General features: G+C 55.8%; 12 protein-coding genes. All 12 read right to left on the bottom strand.

Annotated features, from left to right (window positions below; genetic code table 11):
• Positions 1-45 precede the first annotated feature (45 nt).
• The 12 genes from ACLL9E_RS07880 to ACLL9E_RS07825 all read right to left on the bottom strand — a co-directional run bounded on the left by ACLL9E_RS07880 (position 46) and on the right by ACLL9E_RS07825 (position 14389).
• Positions 46-1131: a hypothetical protein gene (locus ACLL9E_RS07880; protein ID WP_411291190.1), complete on the bottom strand. Its 1086-nt coding sequence runs from the start codon at positions 1129-1131 to the stop codon at positions 46-48.
• A complete protein-coding gene (gene gspK, locus ACLL9E_RS07875; RefSeq protein ID WP_411291189.1) occupies positions 1128-2114 on the bottom strand; it encodes a type II secretion system minor pseudopilin GspK in 987 nt (328 codons plus the stop codon). The genes ACLL9E_RS07880 and gspK overlap by 4 nt, the downstream gene beginning before the upstream one ends.
• Entirely contained in the window at positions 2111-2755 is a 645-nt protein-coding gene (gspJ, locus tag ACLL9E_RS07870; protein ID WP_411291188.1) for a type II secretion system minor pseudopilin GspJ, read from the bottom strand. Before gspJ ends, gspK begins: the two co-directional genes overlap by 4 nt.
• Positions 2752-3135, bottom strand: coding sequence for a type II secretion system minor pseudopilin GspI (gspI, locus tag ACLL9E_RS07865; RefSeq protein ID WP_411291187.1), 384 nt, complete (start codon positions 3133-3135; stop codon positions 2752-2754). The genes gspJ and gspI overlap by 4 nt, the downstream gene beginning before the upstream one ends.
• Positions 3125-3619, bottom strand: coding sequence for a GspH/FimT family pseudopilin (locus ACLL9E_RS07860; protein ID WP_411291186.1), 495 nt, complete (start codon positions 3617-3619; stop codon positions 3125-3127). Before ACLL9E_RS07860 ends, gspI begins: the two co-directional genes overlap by 11 nt.
• A complete protein-coding gene (gene gspG / locus ACLL9E_RS07855) occupies positions 3591-4082 on the bottom strand; it encodes a type II secretion system major pseudopilin GspG (RefSeq protein ID WP_411291185.1) in 492 nt (163 codons plus the stop codon). Before gspG ends, ACLL9E_RS07860 begins: the two co-directional genes overlap by 29 nt.
• A gap of 2 nt (positions 4083-4084) precedes the next feature.
• Complete coding sequence (gspF, locus tag ACLL9E_RS07850) at positions 4085-5302, bottom strand: type II secretion system inner membrane protein GspF (protein WP_411291184.1); 1218 nt, start codon at positions 5300-5302, stop codon at positions 4085-4087.
• Positions 5295-6815 carry a type II secretion system ATPase GspE gene (gene gspE, locus ACLL9E_RS07845; protein ID WP_411291183.1) on the bottom strand — a complete coding sequence of 507 codons (1521 nt, stop codon included), beginning with the start codon at positions 6813-6815 and terminating at the stop codon, positions 5295-5297. Before gspE ends, gspF begins: the two co-directional genes overlap by 8 nt.
• Before the next feature lie 38 nt (positions 6816-6853).
• Entirely contained in the window at positions 6854-9037 is a 2184-nt protein-coding gene (gspD, locus tag ACLL9E_RS07840) for a type II secretion system secretin GspD (protein WP_411291182.1), read from the bottom strand.
• Positions 9034-9858: a type II secretion system protein N gene (locus ACLL9E_RS07835; RefSeq protein WP_411291181.1), complete on the bottom strand. Its 825-nt coding sequence runs from the start codon at positions 9856-9858 to the stop codon at positions 9034-9036. The genes gspD and ACLL9E_RS07835 overlap by 4 nt, the downstream gene beginning before the upstream one ends.
• A gap of 179 nt (positions 9859-10037) precedes the next feature.
• Positions 10038-12737, bottom strand: coding sequence for a TonB-dependent receptor domain-containing protein (locus ACLL9E_RS07830; RefSeq protein ID WP_411291191.1), 2700 nt, complete (start codon positions 12735-12737; stop codon positions 10038-10040).
• Positions 12738-12817: 80 nt separating this feature from the next.
• Positions 12818-14389: a hypothetical protein gene (locus ACLL9E_RS07825; protein ID WP_411291180.1), complete on the bottom strand. Its 1572-nt coding sequence runs from the start codon at positions 14387-14389 to the stop codon at positions 12818-12820.
• Between the last annotated feature and the right edge of the window lie 68 nt (positions 14390-14457).

Genomic DNA, 14457 nt, shown 5'->3' with positions numbered 1-14457 from the left:
GCTCGCGCTGAGTCAAGGCAGCAAACCATATGCGCATAGCGGCCATCATGGCATCCTCACCGTAAGGTCGACCAAAGTACTTCCGCTCGTGTCTTGGCGGGGCGTCGCAGTGATGCGAAAACCGTCTTGCTGGATCGCCACTAATGTCTTGTTGAGATTGTCTGCCGTTGGTGCGGCAAGCACTGCGGTCAATATACCGTCACGCGTAAACCGTAGTTCACGGACAGACACATTGGGTGATGCCTTTACGCTGCGCCACAATGCAGCGGACAAGGGCGTAAAGCCACTATGCACGATTCCCCGCCGATCCAAGGCATTCGCAAGTGCACTTTCGGCCTGATCTATATCGCGGATCGACGGGTCAACTTTTTGTGCAGTGGCTAAGGCAGTTTGGTTTTCTGCGCTGGTCGCGCTCCAATATTTAGCCAATGTCACTACAGTTATAACTACCGTAATGATAACAATCGCGCTCAATAGCCGCTTGATCCACTTGCGTTGCTCGGCTGTTGTCCAGACCGTACGCTCCCTCTTGGCAAATATCCCTTCGCGCAGATTTAGCACTGGTGCAGCGCTCGCGCGCACCAACATCGACCGTAGGTTCTGCGCATCGACAATGTCCGCAACGGATGCGCCTACAAATATGTCGCGCAAAACTGGCTCATCCGGAATCGCAAACCCGGGACCGCGCAGCACAGAAACACCGTCAAACTCCGCTTCCGAAACACCCTCTGACGGCGAATTCAGAACAAGCGCAAATGGTAAGACAATGTCCGGGTTAAGGTCGCGCGCGGCAAGGCTATCGAGCCCTCGCTGCATCACCTCTGGCGATATTGATGCGGTCGCAATAGCACCGTCGAGATCCAATCCGGCACTGCTATGGACCAGACCAAGCGATTGCTCGGTCGCCCGCAATTTGGCGACACCTTCGGCTTGACGCGCTTCCAAATCAGGAAAACTAAACCAGCTACATCGCACATGCTGCGGCGCAACCAACGCCATGACTGTCGCATCATCCGCCGAATGCACAAAGTTGGATAATAACCCAGCGTCCTGCCAGATGCCCTCGGTAACACGGAACACCGCAGGGTCGTCTGCATCGGCCATCGGGAAGCGGGTGATGACAAGCGTCACTCCTCTTCCCCCCAGCTGCGCCAGATGACACGCGCCGGCGCTGGCGACGCGACAATCATCGACTGGCCAGAAAGCACGAGTTCGCCAAATGAAACCTGCGTGTTCAAAAGGAAGAAATTGCTCGTCAGTTTTACCTGCCCTTGAACCAGAGGAGACGGTCCGAGCGCGGTAAGTTCAGGTGCGGCCCAGAATCGAATGAGGCTGCCATAGCCATTTGAAGGCCGTTTGGCGAGATAACTGCGTGCTGCTGTTAAGTTCATTTGACCGGGCGCGAACAGCATGGCCAACAAAGGCGCTTGTTCAGGCAGCAACGTGTTTACATTGAGCGGAGACATCACGAAAACGGGGAGCGCGCAGATCCAGTCCTGAAGCTTGGCATATATCGCTGGAGTGACACCCTTCACGGCGCGCAGCTCGCTTGGGTGCGCATAAGGCCTGTTCGCTGCCAGATATGGCGTTGTTGCCGCACGATAGCCCTCGTCCTCAACCCCATTGGCAACTGGAACCATATCACTGTCTGCCCAGTCCGCCGCCGCCGCAGCTACCGCACGGGCAGTATTCTCATCGGTACCCAAGACAACCATTAACGAAACCATCTGCGCCATGCCGGCTGCATTGGCCAAATATAGCCCTTCGGATTCGGTAACCAGACTGTTGAGGTTAAAACAGTTGCCGGCATCGCGAAGGGTCGCTGTCGCTGAACCGATCGGTATCGGCAGGCTTTGCGGCTTGCCCAGCCAATCACCCGCCAACGTCGTTTGCGCGGCATCGCGCGCGACCAAATCCTCGATCCGCGCAGCGGCGATAGATTCGGCTGCGTACGTAAACATGCGCGCTTGTGCCAATGCGTTGCCATTTGCTGCTAACTTGCTCGACAAGGTCAGCCGGTCCAGCGTCGTCGCCGCTATGACCGCAAGCACCGCGACCATCAACAACACCGACAGCAACGCCGCGCCGCGTTCCGAAGGCTTAATGTGGCTCACCCGTCTGCGCCCTCTTCAAAGTTGGGCGCAGGAACGCGTGTCTGCGCGCCGACGAGAAAAAGCATGCGCTGTTCGGGCTTGCCGTTGACCGTCACACGCAGCGCAACTGCGCGCGGTAAAGCTTGCGCGTCGGCAGCGGTCCAATCGTCTCGCCACTCCCCCTTGTCGTCCCGATACTCGGCTTGCGCAGATACAACATTTTCAAGCAATATCGCCGCGTCAGAAGGCTTGGCGCCATCAAGCATTGGCCAGCTTAAACGCTTGAGCGCGCCATCTTCGAGAATATATGCCACCCGCTGCAACCCGGACCTTGGCGCGCCATCGAAATTTGACCATCCTGCACGCACAAAACCGAATAACGCCCCTGGGACTTCAGCATCGCCTTGCGTAAACGCTGGAATCGGTTGGCCTGACTGGTCACGCACAGGCCGGACCATTGCCTGCGCTAGGTCGCCCTCCAGACTGTTAGACAATCGGTGCGATAAAGACATTTCCTCAAGGCGCTTCTTGACCGCGATTTGGGTATCGCTGCCCGATCTTAAAAGCATGACACCCGCCACCGAAATGAGCGCAAAAATGGCAAGCGCAACCAACATTTCGATCAGCGTGAACCCGGCTTCGGAATGACCAGCCTTGGTCACTGTTCAATTGGCCGAGCTATGGTCAGGCGGGCCTTGCGCAATGCGGCATTTCCCGTGCCTGAAACGGATATATCCACCATGACCAACCGGCTGTCATCGGTGGGGCTCGTCTTCGCGGTCCAGCGCCAGTTCTGGCCACCATTTTCTTCTTCGCCCTGCGTTTCGCCCAAGGTCGGCGGCGCGGGATTGGACAAGATTTCAACCGCCACGTTTCGCGCAACCTGCCACGCCATGCTGCTATCGCCCAAATTGGCGGTTGACCGCACCGAATAGCCCTGCAGTCGTACCATGGCCAAGGCGGCGAGGCTGAAAATCGCAAGCGCCACCATGATTTCCAACAATGTAAAGCCGTTGGGACGGGTCGAAGGATTAGCGGACAACGCGAATGTCCCCGGTCGCGGCAAGCTTTAGCGTTACCGTCACATTATCATTTTGAATGGCGAAATCGGCTGCGCTTGAAGGCATTCCCGTGCTGTCAAAAGCAATACGCATCTGCCTTGTGCCCGCCATTTCCAAGGATGTACCGCGTTTCCAATCTGTCGATGTAAAAGGTGCCTCGGACAAGGGCACCCATGCGCCTTTATTGCGCGCCTCAAAGGCATAGCCAGACGGCCGGACTGTCACGGCCAGCGACCGTGATTGCAAGATGGCATTGTCCCGCAGCGCCGCGACACGCGCTGCAAATCGTTCTGCTTCGTCACGCACCCCCCGATCAGGCGAACGGACGGTCATGACTACGGCGGTGCTGGCAATGCCGATGATGAATATCACCACCATGAGCTCCACCAAAGTGAAGCCCATCTGATTCTTCTGAAAAGACTGGCGCACCGACGGCTTAGTCGCCGTATATATCGGCATTGTCATTTTCGCCGCCTGGGGCTCCATCCGCTCCGAGGGAATAAATATCAAAGGCTCCATCCTTGCCCGGCATGCTATACTGATATGGGCGGTTCCATGGATCATTCGGAAGTTTCTTGATATAACCTTCGGTTCTTCCACCCGTCGCAGGCGGCGTTATCAAGGCCTGTAATCCAGCACCCGCGTCCGGATATGTTAGATTGTCGAGCCGGTAGGTCTCCATCGCCTGCCCTAGAACCGCAATGTCGGCCCGCGCCTTTTGTACCATCGCTTTATCCTGATTGGGCAGGACATTGATTGCCACAATGGTGGTGAGCAATGCGAGGATGAACAAGGTGACCATCATTTCAACGAGGGTAAAGCCGTTGGGTTCAGATTTTGTCCCTTTAAATGCCTTGGCAGCTTTGCAGGTGAACTTTAGTGATGGCCGGTTGGTGTCGGTGAGCAGATGAAAGAAGATGCGGAGCATATCTAAAGTCCCGTAAGGTTTTGAAGTTGAAGTATAGGCAACAAAATAGCCAAAATGATGACTGCCACCACGCCCCCCATGGCGACAATAATCAATGGCTCAAGCAACGATAGCGCAGTCGTTGTGAAGTTATCAAATTCGCGTTCGAGATACTCTGCTGCACGTTCAAGCATGATATCCAACTGCCCAGCGCTTTCACCGCTGGCGGTAAGATACACCAATAATGGCGGAAAAACCCCGCTCGCACGCATCGCGCCCGACAAGCTGCCGCCGCTGCGCACAGCTTCGACAATATCATCATTGGCGGCGGACAAGACCTTATTTCGAATGGTGCCGCCCGTCAGGCGCAAACCCTCCAACAATGGCAACCGGCTTGCAACCATAGTGGATAATGTCCGCGCCATCCGCGCCGCGTGCAGATTGCGCAGCAACTTTCCCAAAAACGGTATGCGCAGAACATTACGGTCAACGGCGAGGCGGAATGCAGGCTGTTTGAGTGCCTGTGCGAAAAGAAACGCCCCAACTATCAGTACAATGATCAGTACCCAGTAATAACTTGCCAAAAAGGCCGATATGCCAATAACAACCCGCGTGATGAGCGGCAGTTGCTGATCGACATTGTCAAACTGTTCAACCACGCGCGGCACGACCGATACCATCAACCCCATGACCACGAGGACCGCAACAAGAGACAGGATTGCAGGGTAGGCCAGCGCGCCAATCAGCTTGCCACGCATTTCCGCCTGTCTTTCCAACAAGAAAGCGAGGCGCTCAGTAATTAGTGGCAGCGTTCCTGCGCCCTCGCCCGCTGCGATCATCGCACGGTATAACGCAGGGAAACTGTTACTCTCGCGGCGCATTGCCTCGGAAAGACGCTGACCTTCGACCACGCCTGCATGCACTCCAGTCAGGATCTGTCGCACATGCGGTTGTTCGCTCTGGCGGCTGATTGTCCGCAATGCTTCTTCCAAAGGCGACACCTGCGCCAGCGAAGACAATTGACGCGTAAATAAGGTCAGCTGCTTGGCGTTCAGACGCGGCTGTCGCTTCAACGGCAAGCTGGCAAAAGCAGAAGCGCGAACCTCGGCAGGTGCAACGCTGACGATGTACAATTTTTTCAAAGTCAGCTGTTCACGCGCCTGATCGTCATTGGCCGCAGCAATCCGCCCGCGCCGTTCCCGCCCCTCGGGGTCAATGGCGTGGTAGGCAAATTCAGGCATCAACGATGTCTTCGCGGCGTGAAATGCGGATGGCTTCCTCCGGCGTTGTGTCCCCGCTGCGAACCAGTTTACGCGCAGCAGCGCTCAAATTGGGTTGGTTCACAAACGCATGGCGCGCCAAAATGGCTTCATCGCCGCCGTCATTGATCAACCGCCGGATCGTATCGTCGACCCGCACCGCCTCAAACACTCCGATGCGCCCTTGAAAACCGGTATTGTTACATTCCGCGCAGCCAACTGCCTTGTACACCGCCGTGCCTTTGTCAAAGCCAAGCAATGATGCCGCGTTGCCATCGGCTTGAACCGTCTGCCTGCATACAGGGCACAATCGGCGCACGAGCCGCTGCGCTATTACCGCGCGCAAAGTCGAGGCAAGCAAGAACGGTTCGACCTTCATGTCTCGCATCCGGGTAATGGCGCCAAGGGCATCATTGGTGTGAACCGTCGTCAGAACAAGATGCCCAGTCAACGCGGCCTGCACAGCAATATCGGCGGTTTCCCGATCCCGGATTTCGCCAACCATCACAACGTCAGGGTCCTGCCGCAAAATAGCTCGTAGACCGGCGGCAAAGGTCATCCCAACCTTTGCGTTTACTTGAGTCTGCCCAATGCCTTCAACCGCATATTCGACGGGGTCTTCGACCGTGAGAATATTGCGCGTGCCATCATTCAGCCGCTTAAGGCCAGCATATAAAGTGGTTGTTTTACCCGATCCCGTTGGCCCGGTGACAAGTATGATACCATTTGGCTCGGCCAACGCCTCACGCAATATCGTGAGCGTATCTTCAGACATGCCAAGCAGATCAAGCGATATGCCCGCATTTTCGTTGTCGAGGATACGCATCACGACCCGTTCGCCTGCGCGACTTGGCAAGGTTGACACACGCACATCCACCATCCGTCCGCCGAGCGTCAGCCCGATGCGTCCGTCTTGCGGAATACGGCGTTCTGCGATGTCGAGGCGGGCCATGACCTTGATCCGGCTCACAACCACTGGCGCAACATTCGCGGGGAGCCGGAGGCGTTCCTGCAACACGCCGTCAGCGCGCATCCGGATGACAAGGCCTGTTTCATAAGGCTCGATATGAATATCTGACACGCCTTGCCGCACGGCTTCGGCAATAACCCCGTTGATCAACCGGATGACTGGTGCATCATCTGCGCTATCAAGCAGATCGTCGGCGCTTGGCAACATGTCGGACAATAAATCGCCATCGCTCGTCCCAATCGAGCCCGCCATCGCAGCGGCGCTGCCGTCCATGGCATAATGATCGGACAGATATCTATCGAAGGTCGCGTTATCCGCCATTTCAACGTCGAAGGGCATCGACAGATAGCGCCGCACCTCAAGCAGCATTAGCGGATCAGCGCCCTCACGCATGGCCACCACAAGTCTGTCATTGCTCTCATGACGCAGCACGAGGCCATTCGCCTTGGCAAAGGCGTAAGGCAAGTCAAGCAACGGCGTGATTTGGGCAACCGTTACAGGCATATCCTGATCGGACTGCGTCATGATGCTTTTTTGTATCGCCCCTCCCCGCTGTATCATGTTTACTGCCCATCCCCATTGGTCGTCGAAATGCTGCTCGCGGGCACTTGCGCCGGCTGAAGCGGACCGCCAGTAGGCGGCCGTGTAAGTGTACCATCTGACCCGATCATGACGTCATCGGCACGAATGCTCGGTGGCGTGGGCGGGATTGCGCCCATATAATCGCGGAGCAATTCATCGATGCTTGGCTCAGAGTCCGGATTGCGCAGCAGTTGCATATCGCGGACATAATCATAACGTCGCGCGGTCAAGCGGTCGCCGTCTTCGCGGCTGCGCAATATGGTTGGCCGAATGAATACCATCAAATTCGTTTTGCTACGGCTACGGCTGCGTGATTTGAACAGCTCCCCAATGATGGGAATATCGCTCAGCAATGGAATGCGTTCAATCGTCCGCCGCTCGTCATCGTTAAGAAGACCGCCAATGGCTAACAATTGCCCGTCACCCACAGTCAACGTCGTCTCGAATTCGCGTTTGTTCAATATGAGGTCGCTTGACCGCGATGATACGGGCCCTGCAACGCTCGACACCTCTTGCTTCAGGAACAGCTTGACGTCGCCCTGCGCATTGACCTGCGGCGTGACTTCAAGCTTGATACCAACTTCTTGGCGCTGGACGGTACGAAACGCATTTTCAAAGTTCGCTGAAAGTTGCTCGCCCGTGCTCACCGGGACTTCTTGCCCGACCAGAAACTTCGCCTTTTGATTGTTCAGCGTCACGATATGTGGCGTGGCCAACAGGTTGGATTCAGTATCCGCAGCAATAGCGTTGATGATAGTACCAAAAATGGCATTCCTACCAATGTCGAGCGCAAAGCCGCCAAAACCGCCAGTTGCACTTAGTATGGATGCAGCTGCGGCCTCCTGAAGGCTGTCGCCAAGCGCGCTGTTGGTCGCAGTCGTGGTTGTATTGCCATTTACGGTGGTCGTCGTGCGTGTCAGCTCTTCTGCGCCAATCGCCCCTGCGATGGTCAGGATATTGGGCGTGGCATTCGAATAGTTGGTTGCCGCAAATGGCGCATTTTTGCCACCGACGAGGAATTGAACGCCAAGCTTTCTTGCAGCCTCATTGCCGATTTCGACAACGATGGCTTCCACGAGAACCTGTTCGGGCCGTGTATCGAGTTGCCGGATAAGCTCGCCCAACGTGCGTTGCACCTCAGGATTGGCAGCCACAATAAGGGCGTTCGTGCCTTCGTAGCGCGTTACCACGACTGGTCCGCGGCCACCTATGCCGTTGACTCCTGACCCCGATGACGTCGCAACGACCGGTGCTACAACAGGCGCCTGCCCCGCATTACTGGCCGCTGGAGCCACGGGCGGCAAGTCATTGACTTGAGAGCCGCCACTTTGTCCGCCAATCAGCGACTGCACTGTTTCCAACAGCGTCGCTGCATTGGCATGTTCAAGGCGGTATACGCGGATCTCAGCGCCCGATTGTGCGCGTGCATCCAACTGTTTGGCCATTGCAGCAAAGCGCGCGACCGAAACAGGATCGCCGCGCAAGGCGATCGCATTGCTGCTGTCTATTGCCGCGACGGAAACGGGTGAGCGGCTCCCTTCGCCGCCTTGTCCGGCAAGGCCCTGCAGCGCCGTCGCAATTTCACGCGCGACGGCATTATCCAGCGTCACAATTTGCGTCGCCGCACTGTCGCGGTCAATCTGACGGATCAAATCACGGATCCGCCGTATGTTGTCGGCATAATCCGCCACGACTAGACTGTTTGCGCTGCGGTTGGCGGTAAGCGAGCCTTCACGGCTAATGAGTGGACGCAATGTTTCCACTGCAGTGGTCGCATCAATCGAACGCAAGCGGAAAACCTCAGTCACAAACTGGCTCGCTGATGCAGCCCGGCTGCCAACGCGGCTTGGCTGCGTTGCCGCGCCGTCCGACGGTTGAATACGGTAGCCGCCGCCACGCATTGGGATCGCAATCAGACCATTTGCACGCAATGTCGACAAAAATACTTCGAAATATTCGGAACGTGACAAAGGCCTATCGGTCACAACCGAAACCTTGCCACTGACGCGCCCATCTACAATAAACGTCTGGCCAGTCACACGCGCAGCGTCCTGAACAAAGGCACGAATATCGGCGTCGCGGACATTCAATGTCTGCTGAGCGGCCAACGGGTTGGCAAGAATCAGCGTGCTGCACGCCAATAACAAAGTAAACTTGCGGATCACGGTTGTTCCAGATTTAGAGATATGGGGACTTTCGAGCCGCCACGTTCGACTTCAACGCTTATGCGGGCTCCTGGCCTAAATTGCGCAGCGATATCGGCGGCTGAGGATACGGGACGACCATTGATGGCAACGACTACGTCTCCTCCTTGAAATCCGGCGAGCCGCAGCATAGCGCCGTCGTCGCGCGGTTGCAAAACAAGTCCGGTCACCCTGCCGCCCTCATTGCGTGGTTCGAACCCGATCGCCTTTTGCAGCGTTTCTGCATTCAGGCCGGCACCGTTTCCAGTCATGGGGGTTGATCCTGCCGGTAATGACCCCGAAGGACCAACGGTTTCCGCAGGAACCGACTGGTCAAGATAAAGCGATTCCTTGACGCCGCCCCTCGACAAAATCACATGGTCGAAGGCGACTGAGTCAAGCGTAACACCGGGTGCGACTTCTTCGCCAACCGCATAGCTATTTTGAATGCCATCTTCGCCCGCGATAATTGCGGCCCCGCCGCCCGAGCTCTGGTTCGCGCGGACGCCAAACAAGACCAGACTTAATGCTGTCACATTCTGAGTGGTCGGCACAGCACTGTCGGTTCGATAGAAGGGGTCAAAGCCCGAAAAAAGCGCAAGCCGCGCAGTCGCCGGTACCACATTGGCGGTGGGTGATCGCCAGTCCGAAAGCGGACCAATGGGCGTAACTAAAAGCCAGAATAAACGCGCAGTCTGAATGGACGCCAAAATTACGAGTAGGCCGATGATAACACTGCCAAAAGGTACCAGCGTCATTTGGCGCGACTGAACTTTTACTCTCTGCGCCAACGATAATGCCACTGGACCCCCTTCGGCGAATCCGCCCGGTTATGCGGGATTAAGGCTCCGACATGACTTATAAATGACGTTTAAATGACAGTTTGGTTACGGTCAACGAGGCGCAGACCTTCCGACCAAAAATGACGGCGACACGTTGAAATGAACATGTCGCCGTAAGTCAGGGGGGGACACTAAATCGTTTAAAAGTTAATCTCGACACCAATAGAGGCGCTGATGCCTTGCTTATAACGGTTGTAGAATATTTTGTTCTCGCCGCTCTGCTGCAGTTCCTGATATTTCGTATTGGTCAGGTTGCGCACTTCAAATTTCAGCTCGGCTTCTTTGCCGCCAACGGTAAACCCTTCACGTGCAACAAAATCCAGCTGAATGCCGGGCTTTTCCTTAATGTCAGGCTGCCCTGAAGCGCCACGGCTGGTGACGCGGTCGGTTGCATATGTGAACAGGATGGTCTGTTGCGACAGGCGCTCTGTATCTTCGAACCCAAGTTGCAGGTTGACCAAATGATCCGACTGGCCAGTCAGCGGCGAGCCATCGGTAAAGAAGTCGAGCGCGCTGGTAGACGACGAGTTGAAAACCGATACCGGATCGCCAGCTTTCACGCTCAACTTGGATTGCGTGTAGGTATAGTTGGCAATGACGACGGCACGGCGGGTCGAGAAAAAGCCCTCTTCGCCAAGGCCGGAAAGATCGAAATATTTCTGCGTTTCAACTTCGACGCCGTATAAATCTGCCTTTGGTGCGTTTGCAAAGCTGGTGACAACAGAGTTATCGTCGAAGCTCGAAAAGGACTCAATCGGCTTGTCGATCCGCTTGAAAAAGGCAGCAACGGTAAAGCGCTGGTCACGGTCGAAATAATATTCATACCGTGCTTCCGCATTGTACAACTGACTGTCTGTCAAAAGCGGGTTGCCGCGGAACAAACGGTTAGAATCTGTGTCGTAGAAGTTCTGGAAAATCAGTTCGCGAAACTGCGGACGCGCAATGGTTTTTGAACCGCTCACCCGGAACTTCATCTGGTCAGTAATGTCCCACGTCAAAGTTGCAGCTGGCAACCAATATGCGCGGTTCAAGCTTGTCGAAGCCAGCGATGCGGTAGGCACCGTGAAGACCTGAACCGGCGAAACGGACTGGGTGGCAGTTTCATAACGCACACCCAGGTTAAGGCTGATTTCTGGCGTGATATACGCCTGAATCTGCCCATAGCCAGCATGTGTCAGTAAGGTGGCGTCAAACACCGGGTTTGCTTCGTTCGTGTCTGTCAACGTGATGTTGTAGAAATCGATAACATCTGGCTGCAACAAGAAATCCGGACGGAATAATGCAGACACAACCGGCGTGCCGCCGGGCGCTGTGAACAAGAAGTCGCGACGCTCGGTACGGCGCGCGGTGTCCGAATATGCATAGCCTATGGTGCCGGTCATATCTGGCGTGATTTTAAACGACAGATCTGCGCTACCCGACCAGAGATTTTCATTGAGGTATGAATAGCTGACCTCTGCACTGCCCTGCTGACCGTTATTCAACCGGTTGATGAACTGTTGGCCAAATGGATCGGAGGCTTGGTTGCTTCGGTAATATTCAAAGCTGAACTCATCGGGCGCTTCACGCTTCGAATTGGCATAACCCACGCGGAAGCTTAAATTTACATCGGGTGAAAGCTTGAATTCACCGACAAGCTGCGAATTGACCAGTTGCCGCTCATACCACGCTGTATCCTGCTGCAATAAGGTTGCGGTTGGCGACAGGTTCTGCCGCGTACCAATGCCAAGTCGCGCTTGCTTGAGCGTGTCGCGAATGAACACATTGGTCCAGCGCAGCTTCTGGTCACCAGCCTCAATGCCGAAACCGACCAAGCCGTTTACGACAATCCGGTTGTCCGTGATGACGCGCTGAAAATCGAGTTCTTTCTGGCTGAGATCAAGCGTCGATGCTGTTTGCTGCAAAGTATCGCGGGTGCGCCATTTGTTGCTGTAACCAGCATTAAACAAGATACCCATGGTGGCGTCATCACCAATATCGAAATTGGTTCCGCCGGTGATATTCGCCGATCCGTTGGCCGGCAGATTATAGTCGCGCTGCACTACAGCATTGCGCCCTGTAACCAATTGGCCCGCAATGGCCTGGGTATCGACGCCGCCGGCGCTGATGCGCTGACCACTCGCCAGATAAGCGGCAAGCGCAGGTCTCAGGTCACGGTTGCCATTGTCAAAGCCGCTCCAGTCCATCGAGCTGCCATAATAAGTATAGCCAAGCTGATTGGTGGTCTCACCGTTGACGCTGACATCACCGCTCACGGTCAGAAATGTTTCGCGCGGAATTGCCTTGGTGGTCAGGTTGATAACGCCGCCGCCAAATTCACCCGGAAAATTGGCGGAATAGGTTTTCTGCACCAACGAAGAGGCAATGACGCTAGTGGGGAAGAGATCAAGAGGAACAACGCGTTTCAGAGGTTCGGGGCTCGGCAATGGCGAACCGTTGAGCAATGCGAGCGAGTAACGATCGCCCAAGCCGCGCACATATACAAAACCGCCGCCGACAACGCTCAGGCCGGTTACGCGTGAGAGTGCACCTGCGATGTCGCCTTCACCGGTTCGTTCAATGTCCGCTGCCGACAACACCGACACAACTTGCGGCGCATTTTTGGATATATTGCGGTCGACAAAGCCGCGAACGATGATTTCTGTGCCACCAACCGAAACATCGACTTCCTCTTCAGCAGGCTGCTCCGAAGCATCTGCGGCCGCGGCCTCTGGTGTTGGTTCTGCTGCTTCACTCGCTTCAGCGTCGGCAGGCTCGGCGCTTTGCGCGAACGCCACCGATGGCGAGACAAGTGCGGTCGTTAAAAGCAACAGGCTGATTGCCCCCAATGGCTTCAACATTTTCATTCCCTTTTTCTTATTTAAAAAAGGGGCGGGGTGCCTGGCCATGCCAGCACCCCACCCCAATTAGCTATCACCTATCAAAAGGTAGGGAGTGAGGTGCAGAGCCCTGTGACGCTCGTGCCAAATGTGGCGGTCGCGCTGTTGCAGGTCCAGCCAGCATACCAGGTGTCATTGGCATCGCGCACCGCACCGACATACGTCGTTGCGTCGAAAAAGGCGTTGAGCGTGCTTGCGTTGAACGCGGTCACTGCCGTTTCGTTGGCACCGTTAATGAACAACGATGTCAGGCTTGGCGTGAACGCGCTGTTGTTGTTGTTGCTGCCCGATCCGAAGACTGCAGTAACTTCTGCCTCAGTCACACCGTTCGATCCGCGGAAGGCTGGTGTGCCGCACTGTGCAACAACCGAGCGAACCAAAGGCGCGCCTGCTTCATCAATGCTTGCGTCGACCGTTGCCGAGATCGTCTGCGGACGGCTGATGCGTAGGCAAGACGTATTAGGGCTGACGATCACACCATTGACCAGCGAATAATCGGTACCGCCACGCAGCAGAATTGCCGACAAGTTACCAAGGTTGCTGCGCTGAATGAACGTGAAGTTGGCAACGCGGGTGTTCTGGCGCGGCGTGTTGCCGTCAAGAGCATTGTCCGAGTCCGCTTCGATGATTGAATCGCCGGCACCCTGACGCTGAACAGCAATCACGTACTGGAAGTTCGCTTTCACGCCGGTGTCGGTGTCGAGATTGTCGTCATCTGCGCCGACAGCCACGAAATACTTCATGTTCACGCTACCGCCGAAAAATTCCGCTGCATCGTCCGAGCTGTTGAATGACTGTATGTTGTTTAACACCGTGCCGGAACCAATGCCGCCAGTTGTCAAAGCCTGAAGCTCGGAGTCACCCGAAAGCACAAATCCGGAATAACGAATTTGCACAAAGCTCAAACGTCCACTGTTGTCGGCAGAGTTCGCACCACCGTAACGCGCTGGGTCAACTGCGCCTTCAACTTGCCGTTCGCAAGCCGTTGTGCCTGGTGTTGCTGCCGGAGCAAGGCAATCGGTGATTGGCGCACGGCCGTTAAGCACGACGCCGCCCCATTGACCGATCGAGCTGTCTGTATTCAGGCCGAGAACATTGTCGCGGCTTGTAAAGATGATTGGAAGCGCAGCCGTGCCGACAGCGCTGATGCGGTTGCCGCGGTTGACGTTCAACCACGACACGCCAGTGCCGCCAAAAACGATCACGCCAGGCGCAATAGTAAGCGTTACAGCGGTGTTGGTAGAAGCCGCGCCTTGGTCGGTACCGACATCAACACGTCCGCCAAGACGGTAGAGCAAGCCGGTAACCTTAGGCAATGTAATGCTGGTGTTAATCTGCGCAGGTAAGGTGCAAACGCGATATGAGCCAGTAGGACCGGAAATCGTGCCGCTATCAGTGAGGCCCTGCGGGTCCGAAATCGTTGGGCAACCGGTAGCTGGCACAACAGTTGCGGGTGGCGGTGGGGGTGGTGGCGGAGGGGGTGGAGCAGCCGGGTTATTTATGGTGATGTTCCCGCCAGTTCCTGGCGACGCAATGTCGTCTGCGCCACAACCAGTGACAAGTACGGCCGCTGCTGTCGCATATACGATCCCGCGCAATTTTGGGTCTAACATTCTAATTCTCCGCAACAAATATGACTTGCCCGATTATAGGCAGATGCAACGGACCAGTGACGAATCAA

The organism is Sphingorhabdus sp., from assembly GCF_046596595.1.
Taxonomy (GTDB): domain Bacteria; phylum Pseudomonadota; class Alphaproteobacteria; order Sphingomonadales; family Sphingomonadaceae; genus Sphingorhabdus_B.
This window is presented reverse-complemented; position numbering and strand designations above follow the sequence as displayed.